This is a genomic window from Pseudoalteromonas sp. D15MCD-2, assembly GCF_038562745.1.
Taxonomy (GTDB): Bacteria; Pseudomonadota; Gammaproteobacteria; order Enterobacterales; family Alteromonadaceae; genus Pseudoalteromonas.
The window spans coordinates 194,503-215,085 of record NZ_JBCFQE010000002.1 but is presented as its reverse complement, the minus strand read 5'-3'; the positions used below and the strand labels follow the sequence as shown (position 1 = coordinate 215,085).

Here is a 20,583-nt window from a genome sequence, read left to right as displayed (position 1 = left end):
GGCGCTTTAATGAAAAATGGGCTTTGATTTTAAAGCCCATTTATTTGCTATTTATAAAATTAGCCGACTCTGGCTACGGTATGCTTTTGTAAAATTTCTAACAAAATTTCGTAGTCTTTTTCGATTTCGAGTAGCTTAAGTTGAATATCTTTTAGCGTATTGCCCTTACTTGCGGCCAGTACCTCTAGTTCAGTAAAGTGCAGGTGCAATTTGGCTGCGCCCACATCGCCGCAGGTCCCTTTAAGCGCATGGCTGGTGGTTGCAATCGCATGGTAGTCTTTGTCTTTGATTGCTTGTGTTAGCAGCGTTATTTTTTTATGTGAGCTTTCTAAAAACATCTTACTCACTTTGTTTAATAGCACCTCGTTATTCATCAAACGACCGAGGGCTGCTTCGCGATTCCAATGCTGTTTTTCTTCATCGATTAATTCTTCTTGCAGTATAGCGGGCGACTGATTTACCTCAGGCACAGCAATCGTTTTTGGCGCTGTATGATGTTTAGGGTACGTTGATGCAACCCATTTCGCCGTAGTGGTAATCAATTTATCTGCACTGATAGGTTTTGTGATGTAATCGCTCATACCTGCATTTAAGCACTTTTTACGCTCACCGAGCATGGCATTGGCTGTCATGGCAATAATAGGAATGTCGCTATGGTACTCTCCACCAGCCCCTTTGCGTATTTGTGCTGCTGCATCATAGCCATTTAACACGGGCATTTGGCAGTCCATTAATACGCAGTTAAATGGGTCGTCCTCAGGTGCACTGGCCAATATTTCAATGGCTTGCTGACCATTCGACGCCATTTCAAAGCGCAGTGCCAAGCTCATTAATGTGCCTTTGGCAACTGCAGCATTTATATCGTTATCATCAACGATCAGGATTTTTGCTCCAGCAATATCAACATCTATGTGAATTTGCGTATCAGTCTCGCGACGAAGTGGTGTTGTGTCTTGAGCAGGCTGCTCTTTTATGAGTCGTTCATCAGCTAGTTTAAGTAAAAACTCAGAGATAAGCACAGGTTTAGATAAGCGCATAAATGTGCAGAATTTAGCTTGCGGTGGTGGTTCGGTTGGGTTTATAAGCACCACTAATTTAAAGGGCAGGCTATGGTCATAGGTATTTTCACTAAAGCTATCAAGTTTTGCGAGTAACGGATTGCCAGGCTCTAAAATTAGCGTATCAAAGGGCATGTTATCGCTTACCTCAAAGCTTTCTAGGTCAACATTCGTGAGCTGTCCACCGCAATGAGAGATTAGTTTTGTTAGGCTTCTTTCAAGCTCAGGTTGTTTGACCGACACAGCAAAAACGCTGTCTTTTAAGCGGCTGCTTGGTTGGCGTTTTTCTACATTTTGGCTGTCTAACTGAATGGTAAATGTGAAAGTACTCCCTTTACCTTCGGTTGATTCAAAGGAAATTTGCCCATTTAACAAACTAGCTAGCTGCTTACAAATTGATAAACCGAGCCCTGTGCCTCCGTATTGTGCGGCCACACTGTTATCGGCTTGGGTGAAAGCACTAAACAATTTATTTTGATTTTCAGGCGCAATACCAATTCCGGTATCTTGAATTGTGCAGCATAGCTCAACGTTATCATCGCTAAGTCGTTTGCTTGTGGCGGTAAATTTTATAAAGCCCGTTTTAGTAAATTTAATTGCGTTATTAATTAAATTGGTAATCACTTGTGAGTAGCGATGAGGGTCTGTAACAATCGAGCTGTACTCAACATCGGCAATATCTAAAATAAATTCAAGGTTTTTCTCTTGTGCTTTAACAGCCATGCTGCCACTTAAGCTTTCAAAAAACTTAATAGGGTTAAACGCTTTTTTGTCCAAGTCGAGTTTGCCAGCCTCAATTTTTGATAAATCAAGAATGTCGTTAATAAGTACGTTCAAGCTATTAACGCTTACCTCTGTCATTTCTAAATAATGCTGTTGTTGATTACTTAGTGACTCTCGTTTTATTAAATTGAGTGTGCCAATAACACCGTTTAGTGGTGTTCGCATCTCATGACTGATATTTGATATAAAAGCGCTTTTAACTTGGCTGGCTTTTTCTAGCTGGGCAGTTCTTTGTGCTACTTTAATTTCGAGTTCGTTATTTATTTGCTTAATTTTGTCGCTCGCTTGCTTTTCAACGGTAGTGTCGCGAATGAGGATGGCTGTGCCGTTGTGTTGATGATGTTCATCAAAGATAGCTGAAAAAGCGAGTGCTAAATGAGTCGTGTGTTGATTGCTTTGCTGATAGTCGACTTCAATTTCATGTTGCTTTCGTCGGCTTTTAACCTCGTTACATACCTCTTTAATGTTAATATTTGGAAATAGATTCAGTTTGTTTATATCTGCCCCTAAGACTTGTTCACGTTGAAAACCAAATAATTCAGTGGCTGCTTTATTCCAACTAGACACTAGGCCGATCTCACTTATTGCAATAATGGCATCTTTTGAGCCGCTAATAATGGCTGAAGATACCGCTCTTGCCTCGGCAAGCTCGCGGTTACGCTTTAAATTTCGATGCAAAAATCCAAGTACAAACACCAAAAAAGCAGATACGCCGAACAAAAATGCATAAGTGCTGATCCTTTGCTCGCGTTCCATCGCATTAATTTCAGAGTGAGGTAGCATAATGTGGGCATCTATAAACCCCGTTTCTAAATCTCCAGTAAATGGAATGCGCTTAGTTAACGCTTCGTATTGTTGTTTACCAGCAAAGTTAGAGCTAATACTGAGTATATTTTCTAAATAGGCAGGTTCAGACTTATACGCTGAGTCCCAGCGTTTGTTTGGTGCTAAGTCACGGCTAAAGCGAAAGTCTTCATTAGGGTGAACTAAAAAGTAGCCTTCGCTGTCTGTTAGGATCAATGAGTTTGGTGCTTGTACCATCGCATTAAGAGATGCAAATAACTGAGATGTATTAATGTTTGCAATAATCAGCCCATAGCGCTGCATATTTTCATCAAAGATCGGTAAGGCAATACGTAGCATAGGTTTATAAGGATAATCGAGCTTTCCATATTCTCGGTTAAGTGTTATTGCTGATAAATACATATCACCCTGTGACAATTGCGAACTTTGCTGGTAATAGTCACGGCCACTTTTATCCTGTAACTGATTATCTGCTTTTACAACTATGCCACCGGCAGCTCTGTCTACCCTGATCAGTTCTTGTCCTGCTCGTTGTGTACTGATGATACGTAATTGCTCGAATTCAGAATTTGATTGTAAAAATGCAACGAATATCGTTTCTAAACGTTTTTTCCATTGCTCTGAGGTAGTGTTATCAAGAGGGTCGTTACCACCATTTGCTGCAGCTCTGGCAAGTCCTGATATAGGTGGAGTAGAATATAAAAACTGTAAATCGTTTTTATATTTATTTATTTTTTCATGGACTTGCACATCTACGGTAGCGCTTGATTCTCTCAGTCTTTCTGCAACGCTGTTTTTAATATTTTTATGAAGTTGTAGTTCGAAAAAGAAAATTGCTGAGCACATAATTGCGGCTATAAAAGCAATCGCTAATGGTATTAAAAAGCGTCCTTCAGAGGTTGTCGCTTTTTTCTGGTGTAATACTTCGTAATCCATGGTTTAGCCCTCCATACCGAAAACGTGAGTTGGTAGTAAGGTTTGATTTAGCTCAAAAGCTAAAACTGGGTTCAGCAAGTATGCAAACACAGCGGTTTCTCCCTTGATGCTTGGCTTGATATAGCGCTTTATCGGCACAGCGAATTAGTTCGTCAGTGTCGATGGCTTCATGCCCAGAAAATGTTGCGCTACCAATACTAATAGAGAGTACTCCAGAGGTTGCATGTGGGTGTTCAATATTTAGTTCACGGATGTTTGCCAACAGCTTGTGAGCAATAAATTGTGCCCCTTGAATATCGGTGTCTGGCAAAACACATAAAAATTCTTCACCACCATAGCGAATAGTGGTATCAGTTGGGCGATTAACACTTTTTTTGATTTCATCAGCAACGCGTTTTAGGCATTCGTCACCTTGTTGATGACCAAGAGAGTCGTTGTACTGTTTAAAGTAATCAATATCGAGCATTAATACCGAAAGAGCTTTATCGTTTCTGACTGCTAATCGAATGTTTTGATCAAGGGTATTTTGTAAAAATCGTCGGTTGTTTAAACCAGTGAGGCTGTCGTGCTCACAAAGACTTTTGAGTAAATCGGCTTGTTTTTTTAAGGTCAAATGCGCTTTTACGCGATTAAGTAATGTGACGCCATAAACCGGTTTTGACACAAAATCGACAGCACCTGCTTGCCAACAGCGATTTTGGTCATCTTGATCCATAATGGCGGTAATAAATATCACCGGAATATCTTTGTATTGGGAGTGTTTTTTTAATTGCTTGCAAACATCAAGGCCGCTCATGGTGCCAAGCATCACGTCAAGCAGTATTAAATCAGGCTTAACGGTCTCGCACAGGTGCAGTACGTTTTCACCGCAATCTGTTGTGTGGGTTTTATAGAAGGGTGAGAGCAAACTTTCTATTACGGTTGTATTAATTGGTTCATCATCAACAATTAAAATAACAGAATCTTTAAGCTTTAAATCTGTGCGACTAGCTACCGGTTGCAAACTATTCCCTCCAAGCGATGAATAAAGCATAGACTGGATTTTGGGATTTTCTACAACTTAAGAATTAAAAAGTTATTTTTTATATTGGCGCGTCTGGTGAGATAGGACTAGAGTTTTTTTATGTACTACTTGCAGAGGCGATGGATATGCTTTTTTCTCATCATGAAAATTCACACAACAAAGTGCTTGTAGTGGATGATGAGCCTACTAGTTTGATGATTATGGCAGAGTCGCTTAGCGACCTTGGTGAGATAGTTTGTTGCGATAATGGTGCTCAAGCAATTGAAAAAGCAACTTTCTTTCAGCCTGATGTTATTTTACTAGATATCGAAATGCCTGGTATGAATGGCTTTGAGGTATGTAAAAAACTTAAAAACAACCCAAAAACAGCACAGAGCCATGTGATTTTTGTTACTTCTCACAATGAACAAATTTTTGAGTATCAAAGTTTTGCAAGCGGCGGGATTGATCTTATTCATAAGCCCGTTGATTTGAATATCTGCCGGCTCAGAGTACAAAACCAGTTAAAGCTTAAACACCAAGAAGCACAGATATTAGCTGCACGAAATGATATTTCGACACTCGTTGCTCAAGTACCTGTGTATATATCTTACTGGTCAAATACCGAGGAAAACCTTTTCAGCAATGATGAAACCAGCCATTGGTTTTCAAAAAGCAGCGAGCAAATGTTAGGTTGTTTCGCCAAAGATGTATTACCTGATGAATTGTATAAGGCTTTTCATCGCTGCTTGACTGAGGGAATAGAGCAAGAAGTTTTAAATATTCAGTTGCCTAGCCCTCGCAATAAGATTGAATATGTTAGAGCGCAAATAAGTTTAAGAATAAAAGAGCGAGAAGTTGTAGGTGTTATTCTTACTCTTTCGGACATCACCTCAATTACCCATACAAAAAAACTGCTATCGAATGAGTCTGAACGTTTACGGGTTATGCTTAATTCTATTGGTGATGCTGTAATAGCCACGGACAACAACGCAATTATTAACTTTATGAACCCCATTGCTGAGCGATTAACAGGTTGGCTCGTTGAAGAGGCAAAAGGGCGCCATATTGAAGAGGTAATGAAGCTCGTTGATGCAACATCGAACAAAACACTCGTCAATCCTATATCTGTTGCTTTAAAAGAGCAGCGCATTGTTGCTATGGCGTTAAACAGTCAATTAACCGGGCTTGATGGGCGAGTTTATAGGGTCGAAGATTCAGCTGCGCCAATACGAGATATTGAAGGTAACATCATCGGCGGTATTATCGTGTTTCATGATGTCAGTGAATCAATCGCGATGGCCGTGAAAATGAGTCATTTAGCAAATCATGATTTACTAACCGATTTGCCTAATCGGGTGTTGTTACATGATAGAGTCACCCATGCATGTAAAGTTGCTCGTAGTATGAAGAAAAAAGTGGCTTTAATGCTGATTGATATTGACCACTTTAAGTACTTAAACGATACCCTAGGTCATCATCAAGGCGATTTAATTATTAAACATGTGGCTAAGCGCCTTGAGTCTCTCATCGATTTAAACACCACGTTAGCTAGAATTGGCGGTGATGAATTTGTGATTTTATTACCTGACGTGCAGAGCACCTCCGCGATAGATGCCATTGCCAGCGACATTATTAACACCATGAATGAGCCGTTTCGTATTGATAGCCAAGAGTATATTTTATCGGTCAGTGTGGGGGTGAGTGTTAACCCTGCTGACTCTACTCAAGCAGAAGAAATGATGACTCATGCAGATGCAGCCATGTATCGTGCGAAAGAGCAGGGGCGTAACCGTTTTTGCTATTACTCCGATGACTTAGAGTATCAATTTAAGCAGCGGCAAAGCGTTGAAAAGCTCTTAAGACATGCTATTGAGCAAGATAAGATTGAGGTGTTTTATCAGCCGAAACTAGCTCTCGCAACCCGGAAAATCATTGGTGTCGAAGCCTTAGTACGGCTTCGAGATAACGACAATAAACTTATTTCACCACTGGATTTTATACCCCTTGCAGAAGAAACAGGTCTCATTCATGCTTTGGGTCAGTCAGTGCTTAAGCAAAGCTGTAAAGCGGCTAAAGAGTGGGCCGACAAAGGGCATAACATAAAGGTTGCCGTGAACATTGCAGCAAAACAATTTACCGATGGTAATTTTTGTAATCTCGTTGCTGATACGATTGAACAAGCGGGGCTTGCCAGTGAACTGTTAGAGCTTGAAGTAACCGAAAGCGCGTTGATGCATGATTTTGAAGAAATAAAAATCATGCTTAATAAACTCTCTGATTTGGGGTTAACCATTGCTATAGATGACTTTGGTACGGGCTATTCAAGTTTGTCTTATTTAAAACTCTTCCCCGTTGATGTACTCAAAATAGATCAATCTTTTGTGAGAGATATGCTCACTGATACGCAAAGTATGGACATTGTTAGAACCATCACCAGTTTAGCGCATACCTTGAATTTGCAAATTGTGGCTGAAGGTATTGAAGAAAAACAGCATTTGAATAGTTTAATCGATTTAGGCTGCGAACTTGGGCAAGGGTACTATTTTCATAAGCCCATGCCCAAAGAAGAGTTTGATAAGCTATTAGGTTAAGCCATGGTGTGGCTGTACAGGATTCCACAACCAATAAAGATAAGTGCAACACCGCCGATTGCTTCGGCTTTTTTGCCAACCCAGCCACTTATTACGTTACCAAGTAGCGCGCCGATGGTAACCATAATTGTGGTTGCTAGGCCTATCATGGCGGCTGCTAAGTAAATATTTACTTTCATGAAAGCTAGGCTAATACCGACTGTCATCGCATCTATACTGGTGCCAATAGCGGTTAGTAATGTGGCAATGAAAGAGCGCTTAGTGTTAGGTGTAACTTCTTCTTCATCGTCGTCATCTTCTTTACGACTCTCAAGCAACATATGGATGCCTAAACCCACTAACAACACAAAGGCAATCCAGTGATCAAACGCTTCAACGTAATCTGCACCGGCACTGCCAATTAGCCAGCCAACAATCGGTGCGATAGCTTCGATACAGCCAAACAATAAACCAAGCTTGATTGCACTCAGAACGCGAGGATTTTTAAGCGTACTGCCTTTGGTGATTGAAGCTGCAAAAGCATCAGTCGACATAGCAAGCGATAAAACGCTTAGGGTAATAATATTCAATTTTTGCGCCCCACAAAAAGTGGGCATTATACGCGGCTGAGCCGTAAACAGATAGGTTAATTTACGGCTCAAATAGCTAAGGAGCTTAATAAGCGCTGTACTGATAATTATTCATTACAGTGCCATCTTTGGGTGCAAGTTTTGGCTCAAGTTTAATAAGCTCTTCATAAACATCAGGGACAAAAACTTTTAGACGCTGGGCACGACGAAAGTGGTTAGGCTCATATTGCTCAACAAGTTTTAATGCGCTTGGCATATAGTCTGCGAGGGTTTGTGTGTTATAGCTTTGCTCCAGTGCTTGGTCGAGAATATCAAGCCCAGGCTTAGAAAAATCATGCGTAACTGCAAGGCTCATTAAAAACTCAACTGCTGCATTTGAATGCATGCTTGCATAAAAATACATATCGTTGTTTTGCATGTCTTTTAATGAAAAATCAAAGCCGTTGTCAGCTAATGTTTGCCATTGTTCTAACGCTAACTTAGTAAATACATAAAGATTTTCTGGTGCGGTTGGGTCGACTCTGTTTTGCCAAATAGACGTCAGTTGTTGAGGGTTTTCTATTGTTGCTGCAAGCAACATATTTGTCTGGTGGGTACTGAGTTTTGCTGTTTGGGTAATCGTTGCAACAGTATTAAGGTCTTTTTCGACAATTGCTTCTTTAAAGGCTTGATACTGCGTTGAGGTTTGATATTTATAATCATTTAAATGCAAGAATTGCCAATTATGAACCTGCACTGGGTCGATTTCTTGAAGCATATTGGGAGTTAGTAAGCCTTGTTGAGCTTCGAGCGTTTCTAATTCTTCGAGTGCTTGAGAGCGTGTTTTTATCGCTTCTAGTGAATTGATCCGCTGATCTATCGTTTCACACTCAGGAGTTATTTTTTTGGCTTGCTGTTTTTGTCTCTCATAGGCACTGAGAGCTTTTGATATTACAGAGTTATCTTTTTCTTTACGTTTAAATGCTTGGTTATTTGGGATTAGCTTTAAATCTTTGAACTGAGAAAAAGCATCATTAGCAACTTGGTCGCCAACAAATAAAAGGCTACTCGGTAAGAATGAAGATTTAAGCATCAGTAGCCTATCGTTCGGTGTGTCGCGCACAAGCTCGCCGTGAGCTCGATAACCTTTATTTTTTAGATAACTTAGTGTTTCTAAGTGTTTGCTCTCTAGTGGCTGTACTTCGCTATTTGAGCTGCCCTTAAGGTTTACAATGGCTATATCCATCGCTGTAAATACATTTGGCTGATTAGTGGGCTCAATACCTCGTTCACTTAACAACTTTAAAATTGGTACGTTAAATTCACTCACAGCCACATCAGCAAGGTTTAAATACAGTTGTTCATCCATAAAGTCATCACTCATTGCTGTAGGCGAGCCGTTTAGCTGTGCTGGTTGAGAGATCAGTGCTGTTAAATAATCATTAGGTAAGTTGCTTTTTAAAGCCACAGCGATATCGTTAACAGTAAACTCTTTGCTGGATATTGCGTTTTCAAACTCAGTCAAACTAAGCGTATGAGCATTAGCAAGAAACAAAATAGATGGTGAAATGAGCCGTGATGGACCGATTTTAAATGGTGTTTTTAAATAGGTATTAAAATCATCGTTGTTATCTAATAGTTTGTACAATGCTGTTTTGTTTACTTGCTCAGGTAATGGAACATTAAACATCATTGAACCTGTATTTTGGCTAAGGGGTCCATTAATTGCCGTTAGTTGATTGATTGTATCTGCATCAAAATAATCAATGACCTCAAGCCCTTGCCAGCTTTTTAATATGTTAACTGATGAGGCATATTGAAATTGCTGTTCTGCATTCTCTTTGATGGCGTTAATAACTAAGGTATTAAATGAACGGTAAGATATTTTCACAAGTTCCGAATAACTTAAAATATCTTCAAGAGAGTCGCCGTCTTTTAATGCTTGTTTAATCGCTGCCTCTATTTGACTGTGATCAGCTGCAACTTGAGTGGCTTTTAAACTTTGTTGCTTACACTGGCGTTTGGCTAGCTTGAGTTTAGCCAGCTCCAATGCTTTACTATTTGGCTGGCTTAATGGTTCAAATAAACTCGTAGCGTTATTTTGTTCAGCGACAGTAGCAGTAGATGTTGAGACTTCATTGCTTATCGCTTCAATGGGAGTGGGGTTATCTAATATCAGGTAGGTACCAAAGGCACAAAACCCTGCAAAAACGGTTAGCGAAATACCTTTTTTCATATTCAATCCATGGATTTATCTTGCCTGAAGTGTATGTCTTTATAGTTTAATGTCAATGACTTGGGGACGAAGTGCACAAGTAGCCGACAAACAACTAATTTGTCGGCTTTATGCCGTAGCTTAATGCAGTTTCATTTTTGGCCTAACAACGCGTAGTACTTTTTCGCTGATCCACAGTGCAAAGGTTTTTGCACTGCCATGAATGGCACGTTGATGCATACGATAGAGCGAAATATACATAAATCGCGCTATTTTACCCTCTATAAAAAAGCTATTGCTGGTTAGGTTGCCCATTAAACTGCCTACCGTGCTGTAGCGTGACAAGTTAACTAAAGAGCCATGATCACTGTAAGTAAAGGCACTGAGTGGCTGGTCTTTGAGTGTAGCTATAAGGTTTTTTTCAACACATTGCGCCATTTGATGGGCCGATTGCGCTCTGGGTGGCACTTGTGTGCCATCTTCTTGAGTAAATGCACAGCAATCACCAATCACAAAAATGTCGTCGTTAACGCTACTTTGCAGATATTGGTTCACCTTAATTTGGTTATTGCGGGTAAGTTCAAAGATACCAATGTCTTTTATGAAATCAGGTGCTTTTACACCCGCAGCCCAAACCATAATGTCGGCTTTGATATGTTCATCGTTTTTGGTGATAAAGCTGTTTTCTGTGGCCTCTTTTACTTGCGTTCCTTCGCGTACTGTTACCCCTAATTTAACCAGTTCACGCTTAGCTGAGTTTGCAATGCGCTCTGGTAACGCGGGTAAAATTCGCGGCCCTGCTTCAATTAAATCAATATGTAAGCGTTTAGCGGTCATTTTATTCAGGCCATACATTTTTAGCATGTCTGATACATGATAAAGCTCTGCCGACAGCTCGACCCCAGTTGCACCACCCCCCACTATGGCAATGGTTAAGGAGTGCTGTGGGTCATCATCTTGATGTAAGCGGGTGAAGTTATCGAGTAGAGCATGCTGAAAGCGCTCAGCTTGCTGGTTTGAATCAAGGTAAAAACAGTGCTTGTTAACACCTGGGGTATTAAAGTCGTTACTAACACTGCCAATGGCAAGTACGAGGTAGTCATAACTGACTTGGCGCTCAGGTAAAATACGGTGGCCAAGCTCGTCTTTTAACTCGCTTAAAGTAATGGTTTTGTTGGTTTGATCTAAGTGGCAAAAGCTGCCGAGTTGAAAATTATAATGGTGTTTTGCTGCATGAGCTGAGTATACAACGCCGTCTAAATCGGCATCAATCGACCCCGTCGCTACTTCATGAAGTAACGGCTTCCAAATATGGCTGCGGTTTTTATCGATTAAAAGTATCTCTGCTTGGCGTTTTTTCCCGAGTTTGTGTCCTAATTGTGTTGCTAGTTCTAAGCCACCAGCGCCACCACCGACTATCACGATTTTAGGAGGTTGGTTAATCATTACGTTGCCCTCAAAAGTATAATACCTAAACACTCTTGCGAAAAAGCGCTTAGGTATTGCAAGTCCATCCTTCAATACCCCATGGCAACGTGCTCATTGTGCGCCTTTTTGATGATTTTGTCAGTACCTGTTAAGAACAATATAGTGCGCTTAGTTATATCAACGGCCTTGGGAGATTGAGTTAAACAGGTTAACATGGCTAATTCGCAGTAAGAGACCTATCATTACCTGAAAAGGGAAATGACAGTGAGGGATCAGGATGACTACACCACTACACACTTCGTTGAATCAATACTTTGGCTTTAATGAGTTTCGCCAAGGTCAGCAACAAACCATTGAGCAGTTATTAAATCAGCAATCGTCGTTGGCAATTTTTCCAACTGGCTCGGGTAAATCCTTGTGCTATCAATTAACTGCAATGCACCTACCTAATTTGACCTTAGTGGTTTCGCCATTATTGGCGCTGATGAAAGACCAGATCAGCTTTTTAAATAGCAAAGGTATTTACGCGGCAAGCCTTGATTCAAGCCAAACCAGTGAGCAAAGTCATACGGTAATGAGTGATGTACGAGCAGGAAAGGTGAAAATTTTAATGGTCTCAGTTGAGCGTTTTAAGAATGAGCGCTTTCGTGAATTTATTAAACAAGTGCCTATTTCGATGCTGGTGGTTGATGAAGCGCACTGTATATCTGAATGGGGTCACAATTTTAGGCCTGATTACCTAAAACTGCCGCGCTATCGTGAAGAGCTTAATATTCCACTGGTATTACTTCTCACTGCTACAGCGACTAAAAAAGTAAAGCGCGATATGTGTGAGCGTTTTGCTATTGCCCCAGAATGTGTGGTGCAAACTGGCTTTTACCGAAGCAACCTCGACTTATCAGTGCTCAGTGTTGCAAGCCAAGAAAAACCTCAGCAATTAGCCAGTATTATAGCCAGCCAACAAGGTGCTGGGATTGTTTATGTCACCTTACAACATACCGCTGAGCAAGTAGCAGAAGGTTTGGCAAGAGCCGGCTTTGATGCGGTGGCCTATCATGCAGGCCTTGAGGATGATAAACGCTGGCAAATTCAAGATGATTTTATGGCGGGTAAAATCAATATCGTCGTGGCAACTATTGCTTTTGGGATGGGTGTTGATAAGTCTGATATTCGTTTTGTGATCCACTATGATTTGCCAAAATCGATTGAAAACTATAGCCAAGAGATTGGCCGTGCAGGGCGAGATGGTGCGCCGTCAAACTGTTTTACCCTAGCAAACCTTGATGGCTTGAATACCGTTGAGAACTTTGTTTATGCCGACACTCCCGAGCAAAGTGGGATTGACTATGTCATTAATAACATTCGCAACGAGCAAACGAACAACCAGTGGGAAATGCAAGAGTACAGCTTATCGAGCGAAAGTAATATTCGTGCTTTAGCGTTAAAAACCTTACTAGTACAGTTAGAGATGCAAGGGGCTATTACGCCTTTATATGCCTATTATGCCGATTTTAAATATAAGTTTTTAACGGATCAAAATGAGCTTCTTAGCCAGTTTGATGCTGACCGACAAGCGTTTTTACAACAGGTATTTAAACATACTGAGTTTAAGAAAATTTGGGGCACACTTAATTTTGATGCATTAACCAGTGCTACTCAAGTAGATAGAAAGCGCGTAGTTGCAGCGCTCGATTATTTGGCTGAAAAGGGCCACATAGCCCTTGAAACCAAACGTATTACGCAAGTGTATGAGGTGAATAACTCGGTAATAAACCACGCTGATTTAGCACAGCAACTTCACCAATATTTTATCGAAAAAGAGCAGGCCGAAATTAAACGTATCGCCACTTTAGTACGCTTTTTTGAACTTGATAGCTGCTTAAGTTATAACTTAGCTCGCTATTTTGATGACCAGAATGCACCCCAGCAATGTGGCCATTGTTCAGTGTGTAGAGGCCAGCAGGTAAAACTTAGTTACTCATTAGTGCATCAAATGCCTGAGCAAAATGTGATTGCTAGCAAAGTTGCTGAGCTTAAACAGCACTTAGCTGCTAAAGGGATTAGTGATGTCAGCATCGATACTCAGTGCCGCTTTTTAGCGGGCATGAGCGTGCCTTTATTTACCCGCAACAAAGTCAGGCAGCTATCAGGTTTTGGCCTTTGCGAGCAACAACGATACAGTGACATTAAAGCCCTGCTACAGCAGTTGTAGCAGGGCTTTAGGTGTAGAGTTTTGCCATTAAAAAGTGCCAAAACTGTACACTTAACCAATTTGAATACTGGTAGTCGGGTAGGTCAAAGGTTGGCTGTGCTGGCGAGCAAAACAATAAGCAAACGTTAATGGCCCAACCCGACCTATCAACATCAATAGTATGATGATGAGCTGACTAGGCGCACTTAAATCCCCAGTTATACCACGTGAAAGGCCCACGGTACTCAGTGCCGAAATTGCCTCAAAGGTGATATCAAGTAACGACCCTTGTTCAAGCTTGGTGATGATCATAATGCTGGTAAAAGCGATAAATAAGTACAGTATCATGACGCTTAGTGCCTTGATCACCAACTTGTCGCTCAGCTGGCGGTTAAACACGGTGACCGTGGTTTGCTGTTTTAAATAGCTGCGCATCGCTAAAATTAGGATCACAAAGGTGCCGAGCTTTATGCCACTTGCCGTACTAACTGAACCACCGCCAATCACCATCAGCAGCATAGTCAAAAGCGTTGAATCTTGACTCAAACCATCAATTGGCAGGGTATTAAATCCTGCGGTACGAGGTGTCACCGCTTGAAACCAAGCCGTTAATATTTGCTCAGACGTTGATAGCGGCGCTAATGTCGCCGGATTGGCGTGTTCAAAGAAAAAAATCAATATAAATGCGATGCAGTTGAGCATTAAGGTGGCAATTAACACCAAGCGGGTATTGGTTGATAGTAACGACCAGCGCTTTTGTTTGTAGATATCAATCAGTACAGTAAACCCTAAGCCGCCGATGATAAACAAAGCGGTGATCACCACGTTTACGGTTATATCGCCTTTGAATGCCGTTAAGCTATCGCCGCTTAACGCAAAGCCCGCATTATTGAACGCCGAAATCGTATAAAACAGACTGTGATAGGCGCTTTTTAGTACACCGTAGTCATCGAACCAACTAATAAAGAGTAAGCAAAATGCCACCGACTCAATCACTAATGAATACACTAAAACATACTTAGCAACCTTGATCACCGAGGTTAAATCGTTAGTGTCAAAAGCGCGACTGGCTAGTAAGCGTTGCTGTAAGCCTAGAGTTTTTCCTAAACTTAATATTGAAATCACCGCCACGGTCATAAAGCCAATGCCACCTATTTGAATCAGCAGCATGACCACGCTTTGACCAAATACAGTCAGATCAGTACCGGTGTCGATGACCACCAGCCCTGTTACTGTAACCGCAGAGGCTGCCATAAATAATGCATCGAGCCAGCTGATCGGTTGGGTGCTTGCCATTGGCAGCATGAGTAAGCCTGTGCCAAGCATAATTAACACAATAAAGCCGATAGTGAGCACTAAAGGTGGGTTTACTTTTTGCCGCTTACGACACTTTACACCGCTAAATTGTTTAGGGTAAACATTGGCTTGCCAGTTAATCATAATGCACGAAACCGTTTTGCTAATTTAGTTAAGTAAGTCTTAGAGCCCAGTAGCACCAGACTATCGCCGTGGCGCAGTTCGGTGTCGTTAGTCAGCTCTGTATTGAAGTAGTCATCACGGCGAAGTGTTAGCGGTTTTATATCGCTATTACGCTCTTTGAGGAGCCAGCCAATTTTGCGACCTGAAAGCTGCAGATCAATGCCTAGTTCAACAATAAACGTGGATTGGTTAAGCGGGAAATATTGATTAACCATCGGGTAGTTTAGCGCTTGTGCAACCCTTACGCCCATTTCTTCTTCAGGGTGAATGATACGGTCAACGCCGAGTTTACTTAGAATTTGATGGTGGCTTTTGGTACAGGCCTTTACCCAAATTTGCTTTACACCTAAGTTCTTTAAATGCAATACACATAAAATACTGGCTTCAATATTCTCGCCAATGGCCACCAATACGGCTTGGCAACTGGGTAAATCGAGCCGTGCTAATTGTGTTTCATCACTGGCATCAACCACTACGGTAAAACTGAGTTGGTCGGCATAGTGATTAACGGTGCTTTCGCTAATATCGGCGGCACATACTGTATGACCTTGTTTTGAAAGTTCTAAACAGGCGGTTACGCCAAAACGTCCTAATCCGATTACTGCAAACTGAGCCATTGTCTTTCTCGCTATTGTGGGTACGCGCTAAATGCTAATGGCAAAAAAACAGAAGTCTTTAGAGAGCTTGAAAGCTTTATAAAGATTTTATGCTGAGATAAAAAAACTTTATAAAAACTTTATAGTGACAAAATTAAAAACCCTTTAATCTAATAGGGACAAACGATAAGTGAAAAGATGATGCAGTCAGTATTCAAAATACAGTATTTAAAAGCCGCATTTTTAAGTGTGTTGATGCCACTTGTGGTGGTGCTCGCGATATTTCCATTTCGAGAACTGTTTACAACCACCGATATTGTGATGCTACAGCTGCTGTGGGTGACATGGGTTGCGGTGCGCAGTAATCGTCGTGTTGCAGCGCTTACCACCTTGGTGAGTGTTGCCTGCACGGACTGGTTTTATGTGGTGCCTTACTTTACTTTTCATATCGAAAATATTGAATATGTGGTCACTTTTTTGGTGATGTTGATTGTGGGTTTAGTGATAAGCCACTTAGCCGGGGAGCTCAATACCAAGGTTCGCGATGTGCAAGCCCATGCTAGTAATAGTCGCTTATTGTATGAGTTAGCTAAAAAGCTTAATGATCTCGATAGCCTTGAGGAGCAAAAGCAGCTGTTTTTAACAACCATGGCCGCGCATTTAAAGGTTGCGTGTGATTGGCAGCTAGCAGCCTCTAAGCAGTTTATTTATTTAAATGAACAACAAGCTGAATTTGGCGGCATCGCGTTTGCTAAAGCGCTTAATGCCGAGCAACTTGCTTTGGCGAATACAGCGTGCTCTTTACTGTATCAGGTTCAAGAAAAAACCTTACTACGCGAGCAATCAGCGGCGATTAAAGTACAGGCGGAGTTAGAGAGGTCAAAAAACACCTTGTTGCGCAGTTTATCCCATGACTTACGAACACCATTAGCGACTATTATGGGTGCATCAAGCATGTTGGCTGATGATGATATTCAACTAAGCTCTGAGGTTATCAAAGAGCAAGCTGCTAATATTTATGAGCAAAGTAAAATACTTAACCAGCACTTTGATAAAGTCATGGAGCTCAGTAAAGTGAATAAGTTAGCTGAGAATATTAAATGGCAAAAACTACCCATTTTGACCTTAATTAGCGAAGCTAAATCACGCCGTCAGCAACAACTACAAAACTTTAAACTGCATATCGAAGCTCAGCAACAAAGCATCTGTTTTGGCGATGAAACCTTACTTGAAATTGCCTTTGCCAATATGCTCGAAAACGCAGCTCGTTATGGAGATGGTTCGGCGAACATGCAATTTATTGAAACACTGGATGAATACCAAATTGTGTTAACTAACCCTTTTGCTAATAAGCACGAGACGAGTCAAGATGAAGGCGTTGGCCTAGGGAGTGTTATTTGCGATGTGGTTGCTAAATGTCATCAGGGGCGCTTTGAATTAACCCTCAATGAGCAGACAAAGCAGGCAACAGCTATATTAATTTGGAGTAACAGCCGTGGCTAATATTTTGGTTTTAGAGGACTCACCGCCTCTGCAAAGTTTTTTAAAAACACTGCTCAAAGCAAGTAACCATGAAGTCAGTGTGTGCGCGAAAGGGCTTGATGCGTTTGCACTTTTAAGCCAGCAGCAGTTTGATTTAGTGCTGCTTGATTTAGGTTTGCTCGATATGGATGGGCAAGATTGGCTGGTGGAGTTTAGGCAGTGGAGTTTACTCCCTGTTCTGGTACTTTCTGCGCGCGACGGCGAAACAGAAAAAGTCACCGCCCTTGATAACGGCGCTAACGATTACCTAACTAAACCATTCAGCGCAAACGAATTACTAGCACGTATTCGGGTGCTACTTCGCACACAAACAACACCAAGCCTAACGTTGCAATGTGGCGATATTCACATAGACCCGCATAAACATGTGGTGCGTAAAGGTGCTGAAGAAGTCAAACTAACTAAAAAAGAGTACGCTATTTTGCTGTTGTTATTTCAGCAAAAAGATAAGGTGTTAACGCATAACGCCATATTATCTGAGGTGTGGGGCGAGCAGTATATTAATCGCCCTGAATATGTGCGTGTACATATTGGTCAGTTAAGACAAAAGCTTGAACAAAATGCGGCGAGTCCTAAACATATCTTAACCGAGCCCGCCGTAGGTTACCGCTTAGTTGAATAAACTATCGCTTAACAACGCTTTAAGTTGTGTTTGTAACAGACCTTAGGTACTGTTTTAGGAAATAAAATAATAAAGCGGAAGTCTTTTCATTGGCTATGCATCAAAATACCGGACACGGCATTAGTTCACTGTCGAATACACAGCTTGAAGAGGTTATTGCAGAAATCGAGCAAGCCATTAAGTGGCACCAGTCATGGTATAGAAATTTATTAAGGTGCTTAATTGCAGACATACCTGCAGATGAACAAGACTTAGCAGATAATGCTCATAACCTTTGTCGTTTTGGGCAATGGTTTAATAAGCTACCCGAGCAGACCATAAATCTTCACCCTTACTTTTCTGAAATCGCTTGTGCGCATCAAAAGATGCATCAAGGTGCCAAAGTCCTGTTATCGTTAAAAGAGTCTAAGTCTGTTATTCCGGCTAATTTATTGGACCAGTTTCATGCTGATTTAGATAGCTTGCATGAATTTTTTGAAACTCTTATCGATGAATTCTCTGAGCTGCTTCACACAAGAGATCCTTTAACGGGGGCATCGAACCGAACAAACTTAGTAGAAAACCTGCAAAAAGAGCATGAGCTGTGCAAGCGTAAATCGCTGAGCTGCGCGCTGGTAATGATCGACCTTGATCACTTTAAGCAAGTGAACGATGAGTTTGGTCATGCTGCGGGTGATAAGGTATTAATCGCCCTGGTTAAATGCATTAAATCTCATCTAAGAGAGTACGATCAACTATATCGCTATGGCGGCGAAGAATTTTTAGTCTGCTTACCCCAAACAGAGCTAGAAGGTGCCAAATCATTTTCTGAGCGATTAAGAGCAGGCGTTGAAGCTTTAAAAATCGAAATCGGTAATGATCAACACATTAATGTAACAGGCTCATTTGGCGTTGCGCTAATAAATGCTGAAGATGATATCGAAAAGGCAATCGAGAGGGCCGACCAAGCCATGTATCAAGCTAAAAAGTCAGGCCGCAATCGAGTGTCTGTGGCTTGATTAGTAGCTTTGGAGCTTTATTTTATTGAACAGGGAAACAGTGACAGTGTACACACTGTCACTGCACATCAGGTCAGTCGTATTTCGCTTCTAACTCGTTTGCTGTGTGATAACTTTCGTGAGTTTTTAGCTGCTCTAAATAACGTTTAATTTCAGGGAAGTGCGCAAGCAGACCTGCCTCATCAGCTTTTTCTACAACAAAAGACATCATGAAATCAGCACCGGTCAATTCCTCATTTACTAAGTACTGCTTACCTTTTAATTGCTGGTTTACATAACTCAGTATCTTGCCAATTTCATGGTCAGCATAATCACCAATAAAGTTGGTTTTACAGCCATCTTTTGTAATAAATAATTTTAATAAAAAAGGGACCATTGCTGAGCTTTCTGCAAAATGAAGCCATTGCTGATAGTCAACATAGCTGTCGCTTTGCTGGCTCGGCATATACTTGCTTTTGCCGTAATTACTAATTAAGTAGTCGGTAATTGCGCCAGACTCAGTAATTACTTTGCCGTTATCTTCAAGAACGGGCGCTTTGCCCAGAGGATGAATTTGTTTTAATTCATCGGGTGCTAAAAATGTTTCTTTATTGCGTTGATAAGCAACAATGTCGTAATCTACGTCTAGCTCTTCGAGTAACCAAATAATTCGTTTAGAGCGTGATTTATTTAAATGGTGTAATTTAATCATTTGTTATCCTGAATAGTGACGCAACACTGTTTACTGCGCCTAAAAATTTTAAATTGGTTGCTGAACTTGCACGACCGTTTTACCGAAGTTTTCACCATTTAACATTGCATTAAAGGCGTTTAGGGTATTTTCAAAATCAGCTTCAAGGTGTTCTTTATATTTGACTTTTCCCTCGCTTAGCCACGCTTGCATGTCTTTTGCGAATTCATCATAACGGTGAGCGTAATCATCAAAAATTATAAAGCCTTGCATTTTAATTCGTTTGGTAAGGATTTGACCCATAAGCATCGATAAACGGTCTGGACCTGGGGGTAATTCGGTCGCATTATATTGCGACACTAGCCCACACAATGGCACCCGTGCTTTTGTATTCAACAGGGGTAACACGGCATCAAATACATGGCCACCGACATTTTCGTAATAAACATCAATACCATTATTACACGCTGCGCTTAACTGCTCTGCAAAATCATTTGCTTTGTGATCAATACAAGCATCAAAGCCTAGGTTTTCAACAGCATGTTGACATTTTTCTTTACCGCCAGCTACGCCAACGACCTTACAGCCTTTTAATTTAGCTATTTGCCCTACAGTTGCACCGACAGGCCCTGTAGCTGCAGCAACCACTACTGTTTCGCCCTGTTTTGGCTCACCAATATCTAAAAGCCCCATGTAAGCGGTAAAACCAGGCATACCCATAATACCAAGTGCATACGAAGGGTTTTCAGGGTTTTTCCCCAGTTTCATTAAGCCTTCAGTGTCGCTTATTGCGTATTCTTGCCAGCCTGTGTATGCCAATACCCACTCGCCCTTTTGATAATCAGGGTGGTTCGACTGCTCAACTTGGCATACGGTTGCGCCTACCATCACATCACCAATCTTTACAGGATCAGCGTATGATTCAGCATCGCTCATTCGTCCTCGCATGTAGGGATCAAGTGATAGATAAATTGTTCTAAGTAATACCTCACCATCTTTTGGCGCAGGTACTGAGTTTGTTTTTAATACAACATTGTTATCATTCGCTACGCCATTTGGACGCGATTTAAGAATATATTGACGATTTTGAATATCAGACATACTAAGCTCCTTTTG

The 20,583-nt window shown here is 41.2% G+C and carries 14 protein-coding genes; 5 read left to right on the top strand and 9 right to left on the bottom strand.

The features are described from left to right. Positions 1-59: 59 nt before the first annotated feature. Together AADY36_RS17735 and AADY36_RS17730 are read right to left on the bottom strand one after the other, a co-directional pair. Complete coding sequence (locus AADY36_RS17735; RefSeq protein ID WP_342409381.1) at positions 60-3,581, bottom strand: ATP-binding protein; 3,522 nt, start codon at positions 3,579-3,581, stop codon at positions 60-62. A 52-nt stretch (positions 3,582-3,633) separates the two neighbouring features. Then, positions 3,634-4,584: a GGDEF domain-containing response regulator gene (locus AADY36_RS17730; RefSeq protein ID WP_235575503.1), complete on the bottom strand. Its 951-nt coding sequence runs from the start codon at positions 4,582-4,584 to the stop codon at positions 3,634-3,636. A 146-nt stretch (positions 4,585-4,730) separates the two neighbouring features. On the opposite strand from AADY36_RS17730, the gene AADY36_RS17725 reads away from it, so the two are divergent. Then, a complete protein-coding gene (locus tag AADY36_RS17725) occupies positions 4,731-7,178 on the top strand; it encodes an EAL domain-containing protein (protein ID WP_342409380.1) in 2,448 nt (815 codons plus the stop codon). Here the strand turns inward: AADY36_RS17725 and AADY36_RS17720 are convergent. The 3 genes from AADY36_RS17720 to AADY36_RS17710 all read right to left on the bottom strand — a co-directional run bounded on the left by AADY36_RS17720 (position 7,175) and on the right by AADY36_RS17710 (position 11,387). After that, entirely contained in the window at positions 7,175-7,747 is a 573-nt protein-coding gene (locus AADY36_RS17720; protein WP_054563298.1) for a manganese efflux pump MntP, read from the bottom strand. The genes AADY36_RS17725 and AADY36_RS17720 overlap by 4 nt on opposite strands. A gap of 85 nt (positions 7,748-7,832) precedes the next feature. Then, complete coding sequence (locus AADY36_RS17715; RefSeq protein ID WP_055021826.1) at positions 7,833-9,962, bottom strand: hypothetical protein; 2,130 nt, start codon at positions 9,960-9,962, stop codon at positions 7,833-7,835. A gap of 120 nt (positions 9,963-10,082) precedes the next feature. After that, entirely contained in the window at positions 10,083-11,387 is a 1,305-nt protein-coding gene (locus tag AADY36_RS17710) for an NAD(P)/FAD-dependent oxidoreductase (RefSeq protein ID WP_054563253.1), read from the bottom strand. A 259-nt stretch (positions 11,388-11,646) separates the two neighbouring features. Here AADY36_RS17710 and AADY36_RS17705 point away from each other — a divergent pair, with 259 nt between their 5' ends. After that, on the top strand, positions 11,647-13,581 hold the full coding sequence (locus tag AADY36_RS17705) for a RecQ family ATP-dependent DNA helicase (protein ID WP_054563254.1): 1,935 nt from the start codon (positions 11,647-11,649) through the stop codon (positions 13,579-13,581). A 51-nt stretch (positions 13,582-13,632) separates the two neighbouring features. Here AADY36_RS17705 and AADY36_RS17700 read toward each other — a convergent pair whose 3' ends face one another. Together AADY36_RS17700 and AADY36_RS17695 are read right to left on the bottom strand one after the other, a co-directional pair. Further along, complete coding sequence (locus tag AADY36_RS17700; protein WP_342409379.1) at positions 13,633-15,000, bottom strand: TrkH family potassium uptake protein; 1,368 nt, start codon at positions 14,998-15,000, stop codon at positions 13,633-13,635. Next, entirely contained in the window at positions 14,997-15,656 is a 660-nt protein-coding gene (locus AADY36_RS17695) for a potassium channel family protein (protein WP_054553462.1), read from the bottom strand. The genes AADY36_RS17700 and AADY36_RS17695 overlap by 4 nt, the downstream gene beginning before the upstream one ends. A 177-nt stretch (positions 15,657-15,833) precedes the next feature. On the opposite strand from AADY36_RS17695, the gene AADY36_RS17690 reads away from it, so the two are divergent. The 3 genes from AADY36_RS17690 (at position 15,834) to AADY36_RS17680 (ending at position 18,797) form a co-directional block, all read left to right on the top strand. Further along, the gene (locus tag AADY36_RS17690; protein ID WP_054563257.1) at positions 15,834-17,138 is read left to right on the top strand and encodes a DUF4118 domain-containing protein; all 1,305 of its coding nucleotides are present in this window, start codon (positions 15,834-15,836) and stop codon (positions 17,136-17,138) included. Then, a complete protein-coding gene (locus AADY36_RS17685; protein ID WP_054563258.1) occupies positions 17,131-17,799 on the top strand; it encodes a response regulator in 669 nt (222 codons plus the stop codon). Before AADY36_RS17690 ends, AADY36_RS17685 begins: the two co-directional genes overlap by 8 nt. Before the next feature lie 95 nt (positions 17,800-17,894). Beyond that, positions 17,895-18,797 carry a diguanylate cyclase gene (locus tag AADY36_RS17680; RefSeq protein ID WP_082401700.1) on the top strand — a complete coding sequence of 301 codons (903 nt, stop codon included), beginning with the start codon at positions 17,895-17,897 and terminating at the stop codon, positions 18,795-18,797. Positions 18,798-18,870: 73 nt separating this feature from the next. On the opposite strand, the gene AADY36_RS17675 is transcribed toward AADY36_RS17680, so the two are convergent. Both AADY36_RS17675 and AADY36_RS17670 read right to left on the bottom strand, forming a co-directional pair. Continuing rightward, on the bottom strand, positions 18,871-19,488 hold the full coding sequence (locus AADY36_RS17675) for a glutathione S-transferase family protein (RefSeq protein WP_054563259.1): 618 nt from the start codon (positions 19,486-19,488) through the stop codon (positions 18,871-18,873). A 48-nt stretch (positions 19,489-19,536) separates the two neighbouring features. Then, positions 19,537-20,568 (bottom strand): NADP-dependent oxidoreductase, encoded by a 1,032-nt coding sequence (locus tag AADY36_RS17670; protein ID WP_054563260.1) that lies wholly within the window; start codon positions 20,566-20,568, stop codon positions 19,537-19,539. Positions 20,569-20,583 lie beyond the last annotated feature (15 nt).